This is a genomic window from Mesorhizobium ciceri biovar biserrulae WSM1271 (genome assembly GCF_000185905.1).
Lineage (GTDB): Bacteria > Pseudomonadota > Alphaproteobacteria > Rhizobiales > Rhizobiaceae > Mesorhizobium > Mesorhizobium ciceri.
Map to the genome: position 1 here is coordinate 2,080,768 of NC_014923.1, position 19,770 is coordinate 2,100,537.

Genomic DNA, 19,770 nt, shown 5'->3' on the forward strand with positions numbered 1-19,770 from the left:
ATGTTGCAGAAATCCGGAATGTCGCCCGGCCGACTGGCTGGCGAGGACGCTGTATCGCCAGATGGCGTGTTCAAAAACGGGGCACAAAGCTCGGCCGATCATGCGTCGCTTAGTTATGTCAGCGATGCCGAGCCTGGTATCCGGCGGCTGAAGACAGGCAAGGGGTTTTCCTACAAGGGACCGGACGGACGGACGGTTTCGGACGCCACCAAGGCCCGCATCGAGGCGATCGTCATTCCGCCGGCCTGGACGGATGTGTGGATTTCGCCCGACGCGGACGGCCATATCCAGGCAACCGGCAGGGACCAGCGGGGACGCAAGCAATATCGTTATCATCCGCAATGGGCCGAAGAGCGCGATGGTGCCAAATATTCGAGCCTTGTCGCATTCGCCGAGAGCCTGCCGGACCTGCGGCACAGGGTCGATAGCGATCTGCGCCGTCGTGGCTTGCCGTTCGAGCGGGTCGTCGCCGCGGTTGTCTGGCTGCTCGACAACACGATGATCCGCGTCGGCAATGCCGCCTACGCCCGCGACAACAAGAGCTTCGGGCTGACCACGTTGCGCGACCGGCATGTCGATATTGTCGGTTCAAGCCTGCGCTTTGCCTTCAAGGGCAAGTCGGGCAAGGAGTGGAAGCTGAAGCTGGCCGACCGCCGCATCGCCAGGATTGTGCGTGGCGCGCAGGACCTGCCAGGCCAGAAGCTGTTCCAGTATCTCGATGAGGACGGCGACAGGCGGCCGGTCCGCTCCGAGGACGTCAACCGCTATATCCGTGAGGCGGTCGGTGACGCCTTCAGTTCGAAGCATTTCCGCACCTGGGGCGGCACCATTCACGCCGCGTCACTGTTTGCGCAAACGGAACTGCCGCAAAGCCAGACGCAGCGAAACAGGGCGATGAACAGCGTCATCGACAAGGTTGCCGAACGGCTGGGTAATACGCGTGCCGTCTGCCGCAAATGCTATATCCATCCGCGGGTCTTCGAAGCGTGGTCCGAGGGACGGTTGCTGGATGAAATGGCGCAGGCCAACAAGCGCAAACGGGCGATTGCCGGTCTCGATGACGAGGAAGCTCTCGTGCTGCGATGGCTGAAACTGGGAGAAAGCTGACCGACGCGGCCGACGGGGGCCAAATCCGTCACATCTGGATTTTTTTATCGACGTCATGTCGGGATCGGTCTTACTGTTTCGTCCTTTGACAGAGAAAAGGACCAGCCATGCTCTACGCAATCCTCTGCTATGCCTCCGAAGATGTCGTCTGCTCCTGGAGCAAGGCACAGGACGACGAGGTCATGGCCAATCTCCTCGACGTTCAGGACAAGTACGCCAAGGCTGGTCGGCTCGGCCCGGTGGCACGGCTTCTGCCGACCACGGCCGCGACGACGTTGAGGAAGGTCAAAGGCGAATCGGTCGTCATCGACGGGCCGTTCGCCGAGACCAAGGAACAGTTTCTCGGCTTCTACACGCTCGAATGCGCCGATCTCGACGAGGCGGTGGAGTTCGCCCGCGAGCTTTCCGAGGTCAACCCGAGCGGCGGCTCCTATGAAATCCGGCCGGTTTCGGTCTTCAACCCAACAACGGTTTCCGCATGACCGAAATGGCCTGGATCAGCTCCGCGATCAGCGCCGCCCGCCCGCAGGCGATGGGCGCGCTGCTGCGTTATTTCCGCGATCTCGATACGGCGGAGGAAGCTTTCCAGGACGCGTGCCTCAGGGCGTTGAAGAACTGGCCGCAGAACGGGCCGCCGCGCGACCCGGCGGCCTGGCTGATCTTTGTCGGCCGCAACAGCGGCATCGATGCGGTGCGCAAGCGCGCCAAGCAGGCGCCGATGCCGGAGGAAGACCAGGTTTCCGATCTGGAAGACGCCGAGAGCGATATCGCCGAGCGGCTGGACGGGGCGCACTACCGCGACGACATATTGCGGCTGCTGTTCATCTGCTGCCATCCCGATCTTCCGGCAACACAGCAGATCGCGGTGGCGCTGCGCATCGTCTCCGGTCTCACCGTCAAGCAGATCGCGCGCGCCTTCCTGGTTGGCGAAAGCGCCATGGAGCAGCGCATCACTCGCGCCAAGGCGCGCATTGCGGACGCCGGCGTGCCGTTCGAGACGCCTGGCGCGGTCGAGCGCTCGGAACGGCTCGCCGCCGTCGCCGCCATGGTCTACCTGGTCTTCAACGAGGGCTATTCGACCAACAGCGGCGAGGCGCCGGCGCGCGCGCCGCTGTGCGAGGAAGCGATCCGGCTGGCACGGCTGTTGCTGCGGCTGTTCCAGACCGAGCCGGAGATCATGGGGCTGACGGCGCTGTTGCTTCTGCAGCATGCGCGCGCACCGGCCCGTTTCGACGAGAGCGGCGAGATCGTGCTGCTCGAAGACCAGGATCGCAGCCTGTGGAGCCGCAAGATGATCGATGAGGGGCTGGCACTGGTGGACAAGGCGCTGCGCCATCGCAAGCCCGGCCCTTACCAAGTGCAGGCGGCGATTGCCGCGCTGCATGCGCGGGCCGAAAAGGCCGAGGATACCGACTGGAACGAGATCGACCTGCTCTACCGCTTGCTGGAGCAGATGCAGCCGTCGCCGGTGGTCACGCTCAACCGGGCCGTCGCGGTCTCGAAGGTGCGTGGACCGGGGGAGGCGCTGGCCATGATCGAGCCGCTGGAAGAACGGCTTTCCGGCTATTTCCACTTTTTCGGGCTCAAGGGGGGCCTCTTGATGCAGCTCGACCGGGGCGACGAGGCGCGCGTCGCCTTCGACCGCGCCATAGCGCTTGCGAACACGGCGGCAGAGGCTGCCCATATCCGCATGCATATCGACCGGTTGATCAAGGACGGTGCGGTGCGCCCGCCGGCGAAAAAGGCAAACTGAGCGTCACCTCCCCATCTGGCTCAATCGTGTAGTTTGGGCTTGGACCATGCCGGGGTGGCGATTTTCCCCTGAAACGAGTAATGCCACGCCATGACTGCGCCTGAAGTGCCTTTCGGCACACGGGCGACACGGCGAAGGCTTAACCCAGCGCCATATGATGGCGACGGGATCTGAAAGGGACAAGAATGACGATAGGCAAGGAAACGACCGAACTGCTGGCGAAACTGGGCGTGACCAAGGAGGCGCTCGTCGGCGGCGACCTGATCGTGCGCAGCCCGGTGACGGGCGAGCAGATCGCGGCGCTGAAGACGATCTCGCCGGCTGACGCGGCCAAGGTGATCGATGCCGCGCACAAGGCCTTCCAGGCCTGGCGCATGGTGCCGGGCCCGCGGCGTGGCGAACTGGTGCGGCTGCTCGGCGAGGAACTGCGCGCGCACAAGGCCGAGCTTGGCCGGCTGGTATCGATCGAGGTCGGCAAGATCCCGTCCGAGGGGCTCGGCGAAGTGCAGGAGATGATCGACATCTGCGATTTCGCCGTAGGCCTCTCCCGGCAATTGTACGGCCTGACCATCGCCACCGAGCGCCCGGGCCATCGGATGATGGAAACCTGGCATCCGCTCGGCGTCGTCGGCGTCATTTCCGCCTTCAATTTCCCGGTCGCTGTGTGGTCCTGGAATGCCGCCCTGGCGCTGGTCTGCGGCGACGCGGTGGTGTGGAAGCCGTCGGAAAAGACGCCGCTGACCGCACTTGCCTGCGAGGCCATCTTCAAGCGTGCGGTCAAGCGCTTCGGCGCGGACGCACCTGATGGCCTGGCGCCGGTGCTGATCGGCGACCGCGCCGTCGGCGAGATCCTGGTCGATCACCCCAAAGTGCCGTTGGTTTCGGCGACCGGCTCGACCCGCATGGGCCGCGACGTCGGCCCGCGGCTGGCCAAGCGCTTTGCCCGCGCAGTGCTCGAACTCGGTGGCAACAATGCCGGCATCGTCTGCCCGAGCGCCGATCTCGACATGGCGCTGCGCGCGATTGCCTTTGGAGCGATGGGCACGGCCGGCCAGCGCTGCACGACGCTGCGGCGCCTGTTCGTGCATGACAGCGTCTACGACGCCCTGGTTCCGCGCCTCAAGAAGGCTTACGAGAGTGTGTCTGTCGGCAATCCGCTGGAGACCTCCTCGCTGGTCGGGCCACTGATCGACAAGGCGGCATACGAGGCCATGCAGAAGGCGCTGAAGGAAGCCGCCGCCCATGGTGGCAAGGTGACCGGCGGCGCACGGGTCGAGAACGGGCACCCGGATGCCTATTACGTGCACCCGGCGCTGGTCGAGATGCCCAAGCAGGTGGCCCCTGTCACGGAAGAGACCTTCGCGCCGATCCTCTATGTGATGAAATATTCGGATTTCGACGCCGTGCTCGACGAGCACAATGCCGTGGGCGCAGGCCTGTCGTCGTCGATCTTCACCCGCGACCTGCAGGAATCCGAGCGTTTCCTGGGTGTCGACGGATCGGATTGCGGCATTGCCAATGTCAACATCGGTACCTCGGGCGCTGAGATCGGCGGTGCCTTTGGCGGCGAAAAGGAAACCGGCGGCGGCCGCGAGAGCGGCTCCGACGCATGGAAGGCCTATATGCGGCGCGCCACCAACACGGTGAACTATTCCAAGGCGCTGCCGCTCGCCCAGGGCGTGTCGTTCGACATCGACTGAGAACTTCGGGATTTTGATCGCCCGCATTGAAAGGCATCCCCGTTACGGGGATGCCGCACCGATCAGCTTCCAGCCGGCGGAAAACAGGCATTGAAAGCGGTGTCGACGATGGCCAGTTTGGCCGCCTGGACTGTCATGTATTCCTGGTAGAATGTATTCGACACCCACATCACCGAATGGCCGCGCTGGCCGAGCCAGCCGATGCTGCCGAGATTCTCGGCAGCGCGCAGCTTGCGGGCCAGATGGGTCCGCGAGAGCTTGAGCCATTTGGCGAAATCTCCGATCGAAACCACGCTGGTCGGAATCTGGTCCAGGCCGGCGTGATCGGGGTCGATGCCCGACATCAGCCAGTCCATGACGATGCCGCCATTGTTGAGCCAGATGAACAGGGAAAAGGTCTGGTTGGGTTCGCGCACCGGCTTGGAGGCAAGCAGGCCGTCCGCCACCAGAGGCTGCAGCCCGGCAACCATCTCGGGGTGTTCGAGGAACCTGGTCAAGCGGTCAGCGCCGTCGAGGCGATCCAGCGTCCGCAGATGGGCAAGGACCCAGCCGGTAAAGGTCTGCACGGTTGCCGCCGTCGGCTGCAAAGGGTGCGTACGGCCGTCGCCACCCGACACATACTCGGCGATGTGGTAGTGCAGCATCTCCTTGATGAAGGCGTCCGCCGTGTTGCGGCTGGCGACCGCATGCTGGTGCACGAACTCGATGAACCGCGATACCGTCAGTTCCTTGCGGCGGTCGTGCGGATCGCGCCTGAAATGCATGGCGAGGCCGACATGACCCATCAGCCAACGCTGCTGCGTGGCGAAAATGGAAGCCAGGCGAGGGCTCTCCTCATAGATTCGGATCAGCGCCAGGGACTGTTCCTGAACGTAGCGATGCAACGCCGGATGGCCGGCAATATCTTCCAATTTCAGCGCCATCCTCCTGGTGTTCCGGTTCAACTCCAAAAGCCGAGTTGCGCTCCACATTTTTCAGCCTTCCACGGCTGTGTCCAGAGGCACCAAATGCGAAGAGCAAGCCCAACCCGAACACGGGTCGGGCAACGACCGGTCCATGGTGGGATCGGCTAGCCGATTGCCATGCCCTGGGAAGCGCGCCGGTGATCTGCGGCTTGACGAGGATGGTGGAGAGTGAGTTACCGTGCCAAGCGCAATCGCGACAAGATCAGCCAGGTAATCCAGCTGCGCGAACCGCGCCGCGCGTCAGTCGTCTGCAGTAGCGTTTCCAACTGGTCGATGGCGGCATCTCTCGCCACCATACGCGACCAAACCGACCGGCTTTGGCCGGCCGGTTGGTACGATCGGGATCAGCCGCAGACGCGGACCTCTTCGATCACCCTGTGGTGGTGGCGCCAGTGCTTGACCAGTTCGATATGGCAGCGATGATGCCTGTGGTGGCGGCGATATTCGCCGTACCGGTATCCGCCATCGTCATACTGAACGTTCCGGTCGCCATCATACTGATTGTCGGAATAGCGATCCCGGTGGTGACGGCGAATAACGATCCCACTGTCGGAATCGTCATCCGGCAGATATCTGTCGTCGTCGTCGGACTGGATGGTCACGCTTGCCGCTCGCGTCGGCGCAGTGATCGCCGCTGTCGCGGCCAATGCCAACAGGGAAGCCAGAATCAACTTCTTCATCTCGTCCTCCTACACGTTCAAGACATGGTAACTCGCGGAAGAACTGGGCGTTCCGACTAATTTTACACTCTTTGCGACGCGGGAGACATCAAGGCGTTATCGTCCACCCGCTCCAGTCGCACGAAAGCTGTCAGCGGCAGGTGGTCGGAGGCAACGCGTGAAAGCGGCGTGTCATGCGCGTCGATGGCGGCAATCATGCCATGCCGGTTGGCCATGATCCGGTCGAGCGCCAGCAGCGGCAGGTTCGACGGGAAGGTGGGGACCGCCGGCGGCTGCGGGCCGAACGTCGCATGCAGCGTGTTGAGAGCGGAGCGGTTGCCAAGCCGCCATTCGTTGAGGTCGCCGAGCAGCAGGGTCGGTCTTTCGTCCGGGCTGTTCATCAGGTCGAGCACGACGCGCGCCTGCTGGGAGCGCGAGCGGCGCAGCAGGCCAAGATGGGCGGCGATGATGCGCAGCGTCCGGCTTCCATCGAGGTCGATCTCCGCCACCACCGCGCCGCGCGGCTCCAGCCCCGGAAGCTTGATCTGGTGCACGTCGCGAACGACGCCCTTCTTGAACAGCAAGACGTTGCCATGCCAGCCATGGCCCTTGCCGGTGGCGGAAATCGGCACCGGAACCAGTCCGGTTTCCCGTTCGAGCCGCGGCAGGTCGAGAAGACCATCACGGTCGCCGAAGCGGTTGTCGGCTTCCTGCAGGGCAATGACATCCGGATCGATTTCGCGGATGACGCGGATGGTCCGGTCCGGATCGAACTTCCTGTCGACGCCGATGCATTTGTGGACATTGTAGGAGGCAACCAGCGTGCCGGTGGTGGCTGTCGTCTTGAGTGCGGCGGCGTTAGCTTTCTGCATCCGGCGGTCACGAAGGGACAGAAGCATGCTTGCCGGGAGGCTGCGTCCAATTCTGTGCATCTGTGCTGCTCGTTCTCGCTGGCTTCAATTCAGAAGCCGGATACAGTCAAAATAGGCAATTTCGGCGTATGTTCCATGACAGACGAGTTCCTCAAGCGCACCTCCGCCTTAGAGATAGGGTGAACCGAGCCACAATGCCCGGTCGAACAGCCTGATAAGGAACGGCCGGGCTCGCAAGGCTTCCAGCGTTACCGGCACGGCGGAGGCAATCGCCGACCCGATCCGCGCCTCGATCTCGCTGGCAAAGCCGGCATCGAGCACCTCCAAGTCGATCTCGAAATTGAGCCGCAGCGATCGGGCGTCAAGATTGGAAGATCCGACATAGGCCCACACGCCGTCGATCGAAAGCAGCTTCGAATGGTCGAATGGTCCCTCGGTTCGCCAGACACGGCAATAGTGTTTGAGCACCTGATCGAACTGCGCCATCATCGCGCGGTCGACGAGGAAGAGATTGTTCACCGCCGGCACCACGATGTCTATCTCGACCCCGCGCCTGCCGGCGGTGATCAGGGCGCTGATCAGTTCCCGATCCGGCAGGAAATAGGGCGACATCACGCGTATGGACTTGCGGGCGACCGAGAACGCACCGATCAGCAGCTTGTGGTTGGTCTCGTTGCTGGCATCCGGGCCGGAAGCGACTGCCCGCACCATCATCGGTGCGCCTGGCGATGGCGACAGCGGGGCAATGCGCCAGGCGTCGCCCTTCAGCGCCTCGTTGGTGGCGAAGCGCCAGTCTTCGGCGGCGACCGAAAAGAGGTCGGCGACGATCGGGCCGGTCACCCGGAAATGTGTGTCCCTGGCGCTGTTGGAGCCGGCGAATTCGGCGGAGAAGCCTTTTCGGATGTTCATGCCGCCGGTGAAGGCGGCGATGCCGTCCACCACCAGGATCTTCCGGTGGGTCCTCAGATTGGCGTAGGGCAGGCGCAGGCCCATGACGATGTTGCCGTTGAAGAGGTCGGCGGGGATGTTGGCCTCGCGCAAATGCCCCAGGATGCTCGGCACCGAGTAGCGGGCGCCGACGGCATCGATCAGCACGCGGACGGTGACGCCGCGCCGGACGGCGCCGGCCAGCGCCTCGACGAAGAGCAGGCCGACGGCGTCATTGTCGAAAATATAGGTCTCGAGCAGGACGCTGCGCTCGGCGCCGTCGATCGCCGCGCACATGGCGGCATAGGCCTCGTCGCCGGTCTCCAGCACATCGATTGCGTTTCCAGGGTTGAGCGCGCGCCGCGCCACCCTGTCGCCGAGTGTCCGCAAGCCCGTGAACCGTTGCCCGTATCGCTCGACGATCAGGGCCTCTTCGACAGCGACGTCGCGCTCATGCTTGGCGGACACCACGCCGTCGGCAAACGGGCGCTGGGCGGTGATCGTGGCACGGCGGATGCGATTGATGCCGGCGACGGCGTAGATCAGCACGCCGAGGATCGGGGACAGCACCATCACGCCGACCCAGCCGGTGGCGGCGCGCACATCTTCCTTGGTCATGACGGCATGGACGATGCCGACCGTCGCCATCACCACGGAGATGATCGCCAGAATTTGCGGCCAGTGAGTCGCCAGGGTCGCCAACATGCCGAGACTATCCAGCGAGCGGTTGCAGAAGGCAATGCGGCCGGTCCTGCCGCGCATTCGCCGGATGGTGGCATGCGGCCCTGGCCGAAGGTTTCGACCAGCCGCAGAGATTGATGGGTAGAAGCTTCCCAACGGACCCTGTTCAGAAGGACAAACCTGACCTAGCGGAAGCATAGAGCCTGGCATCATCCTGTTCTGCTCAGAGCCTCCGAAGCCTCTTATGCTTTGGTGCGACCTCTATTGTATATCAGGATGAATGAACTTAATGATATGAACACTTTGATTGATGGCGAGGGGGGCGCCTAACGATGAAATTCAACTTCGATGAACCTCCCGGCGATGACGTAGTTGCCGACACGTCGGCAGAATGCCAACGCCAATTGCTGCCTCTCGTCCGCGAGATCGTCCAGGCGGCCGTCGCTGCCGGATGGAGCGAGGAGGACGTTCTTCTGGGGTTTGTCGAACTTGCATGGGATTTGTATGAGAATCGTCGCGACGATCTGCAATGACCGGTAGCCAATCTGGTAGCTCTGCATTGCTGGCTGTGTCGCGGCTTTTGCGTCGGCAGCTTTTCGCGATAGGAATTTTTTCTTGACACGGTGATCTCAGCTAAGGTATATATTCGTGCATGGTGCTGATTTGCGCCAGTGACCCGCCGAGCAGGCGGGTTTTTCGTTTGATGCTCCGTCAGCCAATGCGCCGAAGGGTCCAAAGGGACCTGTTGACCCGTAGTCGCGACCTAAAGGCCTGGGTTCCTCGCCCCGAGGGGCTTTTATCCCGAACAAAATTTTTTGTTTGCGTACGGATGTTATTCACTATCCGCAGCATGTGCGTTACGTTGGATCCGGGTCGGGCTAAGGGGGATTTCAGGCGGCAGACAAGCGGCTGAGGCCAGGCAATGGAAAATGCGGACGATGCTCGGGAAAGCGGCAATTCCCAGGGCGTCAATCGAGAACGGACAGCTCGATATGTCCTGGACATAATTCCTGAAAGCGCAGGCCCCTGGAGGCCCACCGCGGCGCGGAGTGTCATAGACTCCGCCCGCGATCCCGTCTCGCAGACATTCCCGGCCAAAGAGCATTCCACTGGAATTGCGCTGCGGCCCGCACGCCGATCGAGAGCCTTGCTCGGCAGCGACCGGATCACGCGGTGCAATACGCCGACCGGATGTCGCGTCGTCAATCCGGCGGGTGTGGACAGCAAGCCGGCCTGGTCCCTGACCCGGGAGAACGCCGTCGTTTCCATCGCTCCCGAAGCGCTGGCGCAATTGGCCGCGCATGAATTCGATCTCGCCGAACTCGATCCGCCTGCTTTCGGCACGGTCGACCCGGCCGATCTGCTGCGCACCCACCCAGGCCGCAACAGGCGCCTTGCGGCGTTTTCCAAAATACATCTTGCTGCAAATCCGCCCCAAGCTCCGCAGGAATCGTCTGGAATGTCATGCAGTCCGCGCGTTGTACGCCGTCCGGCCGGAACGCTCTCATGAATGGGGTTGGCGATGCCGGTCGGCTTCGATCAATCACGAATTGTTTTTCAGGGGAACGCGGAAGGAAGCCTAGGGTTGAACCTCATCCGGGACGAATCAGGAGGCCAAGAAATGCCGGGTGAGGATGGTGTCCCCGGACCGGTTTCCGGACCCAATTCGCGACAACCGACGCTCAACGCAAAAGGCGGGCTTTCCGTCCGCGCCGCGAGCCGCGTGCGGCAATTCCTGGACGAGAACTTTACGCGCAAGCTAGCGCTTGCCGAGATGGCCGCGGTTTGCGGTCTTTCACCCTATCATTTTGTGCGGGCTTTCTCGAGGACGTTCGGGATGCCGCCGCATCAGTACGTGCTCGGTCTGCGGCTTGATTTCGCTGAAAGGTTGCTTGCCGACAGCGGCATGACGATCGCCGACATCGCTCACTCCAGCGGATTTTCGAGCCAGAGCCATTTTACCACCGTGATGAAGAAATACCGGCAGATGACGCCGCTGCAGGCGCGGATGGGAAAGCTTAGCGCGAAGTTTAGATGAGACGGCGCTTAGGGAGTTGCTTGATTACTTGATTCTAAAGCATTGGCAGGGGTAACGAGCCGTTAACCTATGCCGGTTTGCTCGCCTCTTTTCTCACAAGACAGCAATATCGTGAAATACCGCACGCAGGAATCATGTCTTCCTGCGATGGAGCGGAATTGTCAGACATTTCGTGCCGGCCAGCGGAGAGGGACCATGACCGACAATCAGATTTCGAACGGCTCGCTTCTTGTTCAGCGTCGCGCGGCGCATTTCGCCAAGCACTGGATCGCGAATGCCGATGCTCGCTCCCGCTCGGTTCGCCGCCGCCTGATGGCGGTGTTGCGGATGGCGCATCGTGCGCTCGGCATGGGGCGCAAGCGCCTGGGGCTGGGAACGCTGGGCGTCGGCGGGATGTCGGCGGCGGCCGCAACCCTGGGCGCCTTCGCGATCGGCATGGCCGCGACGCCGGCTCTGGCACAATATCAAGCCGGTGGTGGGTCCGCGACCGCGCCTGAGGCCGTAGCGATCGGAAATGGCTCAACCGCCAGCCTTAACTGGGCGGTAGCGCTCGGCTTCCAAGCCCAATCAACGGCTCAATACTCGATCGCAATCGGCCGGACTGCGTCGGCCACGGGCACTGGCGGCGCGGTGGCGATCGGGTCCGGCACGATCTCGAACAACATCAATACGGTAGCGATCGGTGTTGCCGCCAGTGCCACTGGAGCCGGGGCTAGCGCGCTGGGCACCAACGCCAACGCTTCGGGCGGGAATTCCACCGCAGTCGGCGTCTCGGCTACAGCCAACAACAACTATGCGTTTGCCGCCGGCTACGGATCCGTAGCCAGCGGGCTGCGCAGCACTGCGATTGGACAGTTCGCAGCGGCGTCCGGGCTGGATACTGTTGCACAAGGCACCAGCACTGTTGCTAGCCAGCAGAACGCCGTCGCCGTCGGCTTCCAGGCGACCGCAACCGCGATAAACGCCGTCTATCTCGGCTCGCGCACCGCCGCCGGAACGGGAGCGCTGGCCCAGAGCGCCATCGGCATCGGCACCGATGTTACAGCTTCTCAGGTTGATGCCACTGCGATCGGACGCCAAAGTAAGGCAACGGGGACGGGCGCCACGGCGATGGGTCGGAACGCCAGCGCCTGGGGCAACCAGTCCATCGCATTCGGCCTGGGTGCGCAGGCGGGCGTGCAAGCCAATACGGCCCTGCCCAACAGCATCGCCATCGGCACCAATTCGCTCTCTTCCGGCGCTTTCGCCACTGCCGTGGGCGCTACCACGGTTGCGAGTGGCGACGCCAGCACGGCGGTTGGCAATACGGCCGTTGCCAGCGGCGCAAACGCCTCCTCGCTCGGATCCGGGGCGAATGCGGCAGGAGACAATTCTCTCGCTGCTGGTGTCAATGCCAGTTCCGGCGGTGTCGGCAGCACCGCACTCGGCATTGGCACCTCGGCTGGCGGCGCCAGCTCGGCCGCCGTCGGCTTCCAGGCCCAAGCCACAGCGGCTAATGCAGTCGCCATTGGTCCCCAGGCAAATGCAACGGCGCAAAACTCGGCAGCACTCGGCAACGTCGCCGTGGCTTCAGGCAATTTCGCGCTGGCCATGGGTAATTCGGCCACGTCGAGCGGCGTAGGCTCGGTCGCTGCCGGTTCGGGAGCCAAGGCCACTGACGTCTCGGCCACGGCGCTCGGCAACAACGCCGCCGCGACCGCCGCGAGCGCGAGCGCGCTGGGCCTGGGCGCCACGGCAAGCGGCATAAACAGCACCGCGGTTGGTAAGTCGGCCAATGCGAGCGCGCAGGACGCCATCGCCATGGGCACGAGCGCCAAGGCCGATTCCGCCGAGGCGGTGGCCATGGGCACCAATGCGGTGGCGACCGGCGGCAAGGCGGTCTCGATCGGGTCCGGCAACACCGCCTTTGGCGACGGCGCCGTCTCTATCGGCGATCCGAGCTACGCCAGCGGTACCGGCGCCTTCACCGGCGGCGCCAACAACATCGCCAACAGCGATGGCACGGCAACCGCCACCGCGGCCAATATGGCCAACGGCGCTGTCGCCATCGGCAACAGCAACAAGGCGATCGGGCAAGGCTCGGTGGCGCTGGGCAACGGCTCGACGGCGGGCGCAGCCGGCCTCGCCGGGAACGTCGCACTGGGCGATGGCGCGACAGCGGCGGCAAGCTCCGGCGATGTCGCGCTTGGTTCGGGCTCGGTCACCACTACGGCGGTCGGCACGGCCAGCGGTGTGGTCAACGGAACGACCTACGCCTTCCAGGGCACCAATCCGACCTCGACGGTCAGCATCGGTGCACCAGGCGCGGAGCGCACCATTACCAATCTGGCGGCGGGGCGGATCAGCGCGCTCTCGACCGACGCCATCAACGGCTCGCAGCTCTTCGCCACCAACCAGGCGGTGGACGCCATCGGCGTCACGCTCAACAACATCAATGTCGGCGGCGGCATCAAGTACTTCCACGCCAACTCGACGCTGGCGGATTCCCAGGCACTGGGAACCGATTCCGTCGCCGTCGGCCCGAATGCGGTGGCCAACAATGCCGGCGATGTGGCGATCGGCCTGAATTCCACGTCTGGCGCAACGACAAATGTCGCCGGAACGACGATCGGCGGTGTCAACTACACCTTTGCTGGCACCACGCCGGCCGGCGCTTTCTCTGTCGGGTCGGCGGGAGCCGAGCGCCAGATCCAGAACGTCGCGGCCGGACAGTTGAACGGCGGCTCGACGGACGCGGTCAACGGCTCGCAGCTCTTCGCCACCAACCAGCAGGTGACGCAGAACACCACCGATATCGCCAATATTGGCAGTGGCGTCACCAATCTCGGCAACACGTTCAACAACATCGCCGGCGACACCTCGACGGCCTATACCGATGCCAACGGCATAGGCATCCGCTACGCCCGCACCAACGAGGCCGGGCTGGCGCAGACCGATTCCTTCGCCCAAGGCGTCGGGTCCACAGCGGTCGGTTACAATGCGACCGCGACCGGCATCAGCGCGCTGTCGCTCGGCCGCGACAGCAAGGCCAGCATCGACGGCAGCGTGGCGCTGGGCTCGGGTTCGATCTCCGATCGCGCGATCGCTCCGGCCACCGGCCAGATCGCGGCCGGTCCGTCCAACTTCATCCAGTACAACACGAGCGACAAGACGCTGCTCGGCGCCGTTTCGGTCGGCGATGTCAACTCCTACCGGCAGATCACCAACGTGGCCGACGGCACGCAGGACCAAGACGCAGTGACGGTGCGCCAGCTCGCCGGCGCCATCGCTGCCGTATCGGTTACCTCGACGAAATACTTCCACGCCAATTCGGCGGCGGGCGACTCGCTCGCGGTCGGCGCGGAATCGGTCGCGGTCGGCCCAACGACTGTCGTCAACGGCGACAATGGCATCGGCATCGGCAATGGCGCCATCGTCGACCTGACAGCGCCCGGCGGAACGGCCATCGGCCAGAACGCCCATGTGTTGCTGGCCGACGGCCTGGCGCTCGGCACCAATTCGCTGGCGTCCGGGGTCCAGTCGGTGGCGCTCGGCGCCGGCGCCCAGAGCACCTTCATCAACAGCGTGGCGCTCGGTGCGCAATCCATCACCACGGTCGGCGCGCAGGCCGGCTACACGGCCTTCGCGCTCGCCGGTCCGCAGACCTCGGTCGGCGAGGTGTCGATCGGCGCCGCCGGGGCCGAACGCAAGCTGACCAATGTCGCGGCGGGCTCGGCCGACACCGACGGCGTCAACGTCTCGCAGTTGCGCGGCGTGACGAAAAACGTCACCGACCTGTTCGGCGGCGTTACCACGATCAATCCCGACGGCTCGATCACCGGCCCGACCTACACTATCCAGGGCAACAACTACTCGACCGTCTATGACGGCCTGACGGCCGTCGACAATGCCCTGACCACCATCAGCAATGGCGGCGGCATCAAATACTTCCACGCCAATTCGACGCTGGCCGACAGCATCGCCGGCGGCACCAACGCGGTGGCGATCGGGCCGGAAAGCGTGGCGAGCGGCGCCGAGAGCGTGGCTGCGGGCCATGGCTCGACGGCTACCGGGGCGGGCGCCGTCGCGCTCGGCCAGGGTGCGCATGCCAACAACGCCAACGATGTGGCGCTCGGCTCCGGCTCGGTGACGCAGACAGCCGTCGGCACCTCCAGCACCGTCATCGGCGGCAAGACCTACACCTTCGCCGGAACGACTCCGACCGGAACCGTCAGCGTCGGCGATGCCGGCGCCGAGCGGACGATCACCAACGTCGCCGCCGGGCGCGTCGATGCCGGCAGCACGGATGCGATCAACGGCTCGCAGCTCTACGCCACCAACACGGCGATCGAGGATTTGAAAGCCGGCGTCGGAAACCTCACCCAGAACGCGGTGACCTATGACGCCCCGGGCGGCGTCAAGTCGAACACCATCACGCTGCAGGGTGGCGACGTCAACGCGCCGGTCGTCATCTCCAATGTAGGCCCCGGCGTCAAAGGGACCGATGCGGTCAATGTCGACCAGATGAACCAGGGCCTGACCGCCGGCAAGAGCTATACGGACAACCGCGTGGCTTACGCTATCGATACGTCCAACGACTACACCGACAAGGTAGCCGCCACGACCCTGCAGCAGGCCAACGACTATACCGACCAGAAGCTCGGCCAGCTCAATTCGGACATCAACGGCATCCGCGACGAGGCCCGGCAGGCGGCCGCGATAGGTCTCGCCGCCGCCTCGCTGCGCTACGACGACCGGCCCGGAAAGCTGAGCGTCGCGGCGGGTGGCGGCCTCTGGCGCGACGCCGGCGCATTCGCCTTCGGTGCGGGCTACACCAGCGAGGACGGCCGCATCCGCGGCAACCTGTCGGGCACGGCAGCGGGTGGGCATGTCGGCGTCGGCGCCGGCATCAGCTTCACCTTGAACTGAGGCAGGGATGAAAGGACTTGTTGCCCTGACCTGCCTGGCGCTTTGCGGCGGCCTCGTGCCTGCCGCCGGGCAGGTTGCGTCGACCTACAGGATCAAGCCTTCGGATGTGGTGCTCCCGCCCGAGGTGAAGCTCGGAGACTACCAGCGCACCATACGCCCATTCGACAACTGGACGCTGATCTGCGACGAGAACCTCAAAGCCCGCAAGAAGGTCTGCAACGTCTCGCAGATCATCGAGGACGCGTCCGGCAAGATGGCCTTCAGCTGGTCGCTTGCCGCCACCCAGGACGGCAAGCCGTACATGATCCTGCGCACCGCCCCGAACGCCAGGAGCGATGGCCTTGTGTCCGTGAAATTCGATGGACAGAAGCAGCCGATCGACGTGCAGCTGAACGGCTGCAACGAAATGGTCTGTGTCGGCATGTTGCCGGTCGGCCCCGTCATGCGCCGGCAGATATCGCAGAACGCGACGCCGGCGATCTCCTACTCGACGGTCGATGGGCAGACGATCACCGTTACCGCAACGCTCAAGGGGCTGTCAGACGCCCTTTCACCACTCAAATAACCGAGGCGCCACCATGAGCCAGCAGGACCAGTTCACGTCCGCCAAACGCACTCCGAGCGTCGAGGCGGATCGGCAGAGGCGGGCCGAGCCCCCAAGGCGCTGGCCACGCGCGGCCGGATATTCACTGCTGGGATTGGTCGTGGCGGGGCTTGGCTTCGCCGCCGGGAATTACGCCGCGGTCGCCAATCTGGTCGGCGGCGCGACGGCCGCACCTGCAGCAACAGCGGCGGCCCCCGTGCTTCCGGACACGCCCTTCCTCGAGCATGTCAAGCAGGCCGGTGTGCAGGCCTGCTCGACCGTCTATCCAGTGCTCGGACAGATCCTGACGACCGGCACGAAATACAGCGTCAAATCCCTGTGGAACGACCAGGCCGCCGACAAGCACGCCATCCAGGCCTTTGTCGGCATGGACTATGCGTCGGAACGCTATAGCGGACCGGCCGCCGGCATCGTCTTCGCATCGCCCACCGCCACGGGTTGCGAAGGGGCGATGGTGCGGGTGGCGCCATTCGCCAGCCCGTGCGCCGACATCCCATCCATCCTGCCGCAGGGCAGCAAGATCACCGACCATCTCGGGCAGGTCGAGGTCTACGAGCTCGGCGGCAATGCCGGTGAAGCGCTTCTCCTGCCGACGGGCAAAAGCTGTGTGGTGATCTCCCTTGCTTCGGCGGCGAAGTAGGACGCGAAGCGAGTGAGGTCAAGGAAAGGATGCCGACCATGAGATTGCAGGCTTTGGCAGTTTTGGGCTTGACCTTGTTATGGAGCGGACAAGTCGTCTCAGCCGACCTTGTGGCCCCATCGGAACCGCAACAGGAGGAAAAAGGCATATGGGCGGCCATTGCCTATTCGCAGGCCGATAGCAAATACGGCTTCTTCTGGGGCGCCGACAAGCGGCAGGAAGCGAAAGACATCGCACAGAAATATTGCGAGAACGCAGGCGGAAAGGCCTGCAACGTCGTCACCGTCTTCCGCAACCATCGCCATTGGAATGATGACGACGAGACCGGCTTTCCCTACAAGCACTGCGGTGCGCTTGCCGTGGCAGACAAAGTGGAGAACCGTTTCACGCCCTGGGGCGTGAACTCGGCCGAGACCCGTCGGGAAGCGGAGGATCTCGCTTTGCAGGCCTGCGAGGCGACGGGAGAGAAATGCAAGATCCGCGAATGGGTCTGCACATGAAGCTTGGCCCGAAGGCCGTCTCCGCATGTGGAGCAATTCTATTCTCATTGATGTCGACGGCGTCTGCCCAGCAACAGGTGGCGGCTGTCCCGGATGGACCCTCATCGCTGCGTGAGGTCTATCAGGACTGGAGCGTGACCTGTTCGGTACGGGAAAAGGCGAGAGTGTGCTCGCTTGCGCAAGACCAGGTCCAGCAGAACGGGCAGAGGCTTCTTGCCATGGAGATCGCGGCACGCCCGGACGGTTCGACGACGGCTACCCTGCTTCTGCCCTTCGGCATCCTCCTTGATCCGGGCGTGACGCTGCAGATCGACGATCAACCGCCGCTGTCCCCGCAGCGCTTCAGGACCTGCCTGCCGACGGGTTGCGTCTCCGTCTTTACGATCGATCGGCCGACGCTTGGAAAGCTGAGGGGAGGCTCGGTGCTGAAGCTCAATGTCACGACGGACGCCGAGACCCCGCTGAGCTTCCCTGTGTCGCTTCGCGGCCTGACCGCGGCGCTCGACCGCATGGTGGCGTTGAGCGCAAATTAGGGTGCGCGCTGACCAGCTTTTGGCCGCAGTGAGCCACATGAAGCGTACGCCGGCCGCCGCGATGGAGTATTTTTGGGCGCGGCATCCAAAGGGACGCGCCCGAAAAAGGGCTCAACTTCAGGTTGGATCATCGACAGCCGCTATCCGAACCGGCCATGATTCTGGCCATACCGGCCCACTGGCCTGCCGTTTTTTGTGCTTTCCCACTGAATGCGGCGTCCGGATACAACCGCAGCGAGCCGACGTTATGTGCTATTTTTGCTACATCTCGCAGCCTTGTTGCCCAAAAAGGCTATTTAGCGATCTCTAAATCAATAATCGCTCACATATTTCGTGAATCTGTGAATAATCCACCGACGGGCAGGCCTTGGCTTGGTTAGCGCTCTGAAAAGGACGCTGGGGAAACGTTAGGGTGGGATTAATGAATACGACAAACATGTCGACCATAGGCAGGCGCCTTGGTCTTTTGATGGCGGCCACCATGCTGACCTGCGGCAGTGCTCACGCGCTCACGCTCAAGGAGGCGATGGCTGTCGCGGTGGAGTCCAATCCCGAGATTGGACAGGCGATCGAAAATCGCGAAGCCATCGAGTTCGAGTTGCGGCAGGCCAAGGGCCTTTATCTTCCCAGTGTCGATGTCGAGGCATCGGCTGGCGTTCGCCGGCTCGACAATCCGTCCCGGCGCTCTCTTTCCATCGAAGGCGATGCGCTCTATCCGGCTGAAACGGATCTTACCGTTTCGCAGACGCTTTATGACAGCGGCGGAAGGCGGGCCGAATTGAACCGTCAGGCATCGCGCGTCGACGGCGCTTCGTTCCGCGTTCTGGAACGGTCCGAATTCATCGGGTTGTCCGTTGTCCAGGACTATCTGGAATACATGCTGCAGGCCTCGATCGTTGCCGAAGCGAAGAAAAATCTCGGCTTCCACCAGGCAATTCTCGGCGACATCCGGCAAGGCATCTCGGGCGGCGCGCTGAACGAGGCCGACCGGCAACAGGCCGAGGAACGGCTGTTCGCCGCCAAGGCGCGCATGCAGGAGGCGACCGAGGAACTGGAAGCGGCCAAGATCCGCTTCTTCAAAACCGTCGGAAAGCCACTGACCAGCCCTTCGAGGCCTGGCGATGTTTCGGCCGCACTCCCGCGCTCGCTCGACGACGCGATAGGGTTGGCGCGGGAAAGCAATCCGCGCGTACACATGGCCAACAGCGACATCGACGCGGCGGCCTCCCTCGTGGACGCTGCGCGGGCAAAATTTGGCCCCTCCATCATCGCTGAAGGTCGGGCCCGGGCAGGAACCGACATTGACGGCGACGATGGCGACACGACCGACCTGCAGGCGCGCGTGGTCCTGCGCTGGAACCTCTACCGCGGTGGCATCGACAAGGCCAACGAGCAGGAGCAGATCCGCCGCACCAGTGAACAGCGTCTCGCGCTGCATCAGGTCCAGCGCGAAATCGAGGAAGCCGTTCGCACCTCATGGGATCGCCGTTTCCGGCAAGCCGATCTGGCAAAGACCCTGAGGCAACAAGCCGCTGCCAATGAGAAGCTGGTTGCTTCCTATCGCGAGCAGTTCAAGGTCGGACAGCGCTCGCTGCTCGACGTGCTCGACGCGCAGAATACACGGTTCAACACGGCAACACTGGCGGATACCGCGTCCTACGCATCGCTGTTTGCCCAGTACCGGCTCCTGGCCGCGACCGGACAGTTGCTGAAAACGATGAATCTCGAGCCGGCAAAGCAAGCGACGGCCTATGCACGCACCGAGTTCGCAGCACCGGAAACCGCGGACACAGAAACCTATGCGCGGACGCCATCGGAGCAGAAGAACGACCTGCCATTCGATATTCTCGCTCCGGTGAGGAAGAAATAGGACAGCACAAGGT

The 19,770-nt window shown here is 63.6% G+C and carries 17 protein-coding genes; 13 read left to right on the forward strand and 4 right to left on the reverse strand.

Translation table 11 applies throughout. The features are described from left to right. From MESCI_RS09990 to amaB, 4 genes are all read left to right on the forward strand, one after another. Entirely contained in the window at positions 1-1,107 is a 1,107-nt protein-coding gene (locus MESCI_RS09990) for a DNA topoisomerase IB (protein WP_013529828.1), read from the forward strand. 107 nt (positions 1,108-1,214) lie between these two features. Next, complete coding sequence (locus MESCI_RS09995; protein ID WP_013529829.1) at positions 1,215-1,589, forward strand: YciI family protein; 375 nt, start codon at positions 1,215-1,217, stop codon at positions 1,587-1,589. Further along, positions 1,586-2,860 (forward strand): RNA polymerase sigma factor, encoded by a 1,275-nt coding sequence (locus tag MESCI_RS10000; RefSeq protein WP_013529830.1) that lies wholly within the window; start codon positions 1,586-1,588, stop codon positions 2,858-2,860. Before MESCI_RS09995 ends, MESCI_RS10000 begins: the two co-directional genes overlap by 4 nt. 185 nt (positions 2,861-3,045) lie before the next feature. Continuing rightward, entirely contained in the window at positions 3,046-4,560 is a 1,515-nt protein-coding gene (gene amaB, locus MESCI_RS10005) for an L-piperidine-6-carboxylate dehydrogenase (protein ID WP_013529831.1), read from the forward strand. Positions 4,561-4,622: 62 nt separating this feature from the next. Here amaB and MESCI_RS10010 read toward each other — a convergent pair whose 3' ends face one another. From MESCI_RS10010 to MESCI_RS10025, 4 genes are all read right to left on the reverse strand, one after another. Further along, positions 4,623-5,483, reverse strand: coding sequence for a hypothetical protein (locus MESCI_RS10010; protein ID WP_164919874.1), 861 nt, complete (start codon positions 5,481-5,483; stop codon positions 4,623-4,625). A gap of 386 nt (positions 5,484-5,869) precedes the next feature. Beyond that, complete coding sequence (locus tag MESCI_RS10015; RefSeq protein ID WP_013529833.1) at positions 5,870-6,205, reverse strand: hypothetical protein; 336 nt, start codon at positions 6,203-6,205, stop codon at positions 5,870-5,872. A gap of 62 nt (positions 6,206-6,267) precedes the next feature. After that, a complete protein-coding gene (locus MESCI_RS10020; protein WP_013529834.1) occupies positions 6,268-7,116 on the reverse strand; it encodes an endonuclease/exonuclease/phosphatase family protein in 849 nt (282 codons plus the stop codon). Positions 7,117-7,224: 108 nt separating this feature from the next. Further along, positions 7,225-8,688 (reverse strand): phospholipase D-like domain-containing protein, encoded by a 1,464-nt coding sequence (locus MESCI_RS10025; protein ID WP_013529835.1) that lies wholly within the window; start codon positions 8,686-8,688, stop codon positions 7,225-7,227. Positions 8,689-8,996: 308 nt separating this feature from the next. On the opposite strand from MESCI_RS10025, the gene MESCI_RS10030 reads away from it, so the two are divergent. The 9 genes from MESCI_RS10030 (at position 8,997) to MESCI_RS10070 (ending at position 19,757) form a co-directional block, all read left to right on the forward strand. Next, the gene (locus MESCI_RS10030; RefSeq protein WP_013529836.1) at positions 8,997-9,197 is read left to right on the forward strand and encodes a hypothetical protein; all 201 of its coding nucleotides are present in this window, start codon (positions 8,997-8,999) and stop codon (positions 9,195-9,197) included. A 389-nt stretch (positions 9,198-9,586) separates the two neighbouring features. Continuing rightward, entirely contained in the window at positions 9,587-10,174 is a 588-nt protein-coding gene (locus tag MESCI_RS10035; protein ID WP_013529837.1) for a hypothetical protein, read from the forward strand. Between the two features lie 12 nt (positions 10,175-10,186). After that, the gene (locus MESCI_RS10040) at positions 10,187-10,702 is read left to right on the forward strand and encodes a helix-turn-helix transcriptional regulator (protein WP_064995671.1); all 516 of its coding nucleotides are present in this window, start codon (positions 10,187-10,189) and stop codon (positions 10,700-10,702) included. Positions 10,703-10,897: 195 nt separating this feature from the next. Next, positions 10,898-15,610 (forward strand): YadA-like family protein, encoded by a 4,713-nt coding sequence (locus MESCI_RS10045; protein WP_013529839.1) that lies wholly within the window; start codon positions 10,898-10,900, stop codon positions 15,608-15,610. Between the two features lie 7 nt (positions 15,611-15,617). Beyond that, complete coding sequence (locus MESCI_RS10050) at positions 15,618-16,175, forward strand: invasion associated locus B family protein (protein WP_013529840.1); 558 nt, start codon at positions 15,618-15,620, stop codon at positions 16,173-16,175. Between the two features lie 13 nt (positions 16,176-16,188). Beyond that, on the forward strand, positions 16,189-16,854 hold the full coding sequence (locus MESCI_RS10055) for a hypothetical protein (protein ID WP_013529841.1): 666 nt from the start codon (positions 16,189-16,191) through the stop codon (positions 16,852-16,854). A 38-nt stretch (positions 16,855-16,892) separates the two neighbouring features. Beyond that, a complete protein-coding gene (locus MESCI_RS10060) occupies positions 16,893-17,354 on the forward strand; it encodes a DUF4189 domain-containing protein (protein WP_013529842.1) in 462 nt (153 codons plus the stop codon). Beyond that, positions 17,339-17,887 carry an invasion associated locus B family protein gene (locus MESCI_RS10065; RefSeq protein ID WP_013529843.1) on the forward strand — a complete coding sequence of 183 codons (549 nt, stop codon included), beginning with the start codon at positions 17,339-17,341 and terminating at the stop codon, positions 17,885-17,887. The genes MESCI_RS10060 and MESCI_RS10065 overlap by 16 nt, the downstream gene beginning before the upstream one ends. 421 nt (positions 17,888-18,308) lie before the next feature. Then, positions 18,309-19,757 (forward strand): TolC family protein, encoded by a 1,449-nt coding sequence (locus MESCI_RS10070; protein ID WP_013529844.1) that lies wholly within the window; start codon positions 18,309-18,311, stop codon positions 19,755-19,757. Positions 19,758-19,770: the final 13 nt, after the last annotated feature.

Excerpts from the sequence above, each read along its gene's own strand:
- MESCI_RS10070 (WP_013529844.1), top strand. The coding sequence starts at position 18,309 with ATGAATACGACAAACATGTCGACCATAGGCAGGCGCCTTGGTCTTTTG.
- MESCI_RS10055 (WP_013529841.1), top strand. The coding sequence starts at position 16,189 with ATGAGCCAGCAGGACCAGTTCACGTCCGCCAAACGCACTCCGAGCGTC.
- MESCI_RS09990 (WP_013529828.1), top strand. The coding sequence starts at position 1 with ATGTTGCAGAAATCCGGAATGTCGCCCGGCCGACTGGCTGGCGAGGAC.
- MESCI_RS10060 (WP_013529842.1), top strand. The coding sequence starts at position 16,893 with ATGAGATTGCAGGCTTTGGCAGTTTTGGGCTTGACCTTGTTATGGAGC.
- MESCI_RS10015 (WP_013529833.1), bottom strand. The coding sequence starts at position 6,205 with ATGAAGAAGTTGATTCTGGCTTCCCTGTTGGCATTGGCCGCGACAGCG.
- MESCI_RS10035 (WP_013529837.1), top strand. The coding sequence starts at position 9,587 with ATGGAAAATGCGGACGATGCTCGGGAAAGCGGCAATTCCCAGGGCGTC.
- MESCI_RS10025 (WP_013529835.1), bottom strand. The coding sequence starts at position 8,688 with ATGTTGGCGACCCTGGCGACTCACTGGCCGCAAATTCTGGCGATCATC.
- MESCI_RS10030 (WP_013529836.1), top strand. The coding sequence starts at position 8,997 with ATGAAATTCAACTTCGATGAACCTCCCGGCGATGACGTAGTTGCCGAC.
- amaB (WP_013529831.1), top strand. The coding sequence starts at position 3,046 with ATGACGATAGGCAAGGAAACGACCGAACTGCTGGCGAAACTGGGCGTG.
- MESCI_RS10000 (WP_013529830.1), top strand. The coding sequence starts at position 1,586 with ATGACCGAAATGGCCTGGATCAGCTCCGCGATCAGCGCCGCCCGCCCG.
- MESCI_RS10010 (WP_164919874.1), bottom strand. The coding sequence starts at position 5,483 with ATGGCGCTGAAATTGGAAGATATTGCCGGCCATCCGGCGTTGCATCGC.
- MESCI_RS10045 (WP_013529839.1), top strand. The coding sequence starts at position 10,898 with ATGACCGACAATCAGATTTCGAACGGCTCGCTTCTTGTTCAGCGTCGC.
- MESCI_RS09995 (WP_013529829.1), top strand. The coding sequence starts at position 1,215 with ATGCTCTACGCAATCCTCTGCTATGCCTCCGAAGATGTCGTCTGCTCC.
- MESCI_RS10040 (WP_064995671.1), top strand. The coding sequence starts at position 10,187 with ATGCCGGTCGGCTTCGATCAATCACGAATTGTTTTTCAGGGGAACGCG.
- MESCI_RS10065 (WP_013529843.1), top strand. The coding sequence starts at position 17,339 with ATGGGTCTGCACATGAAGCTTGGCCCGAAGGCCGTCTCCGCATGTGGA.
- MESCI_RS10020 (WP_013529834.1), bottom strand. The coding sequence starts at position 7,116 with ATGCACAGAATTGGACGCAGCCTCCCGGCAAGCATGCTTCTGTCCCTT.
- MESCI_RS10050 (WP_013529840.1), top strand. The coding sequence starts at position 15,618 with ATGAAAGGACTTGTTGCCCTGACCTGCCTGGCGCTTTGCGGCGGCCTC.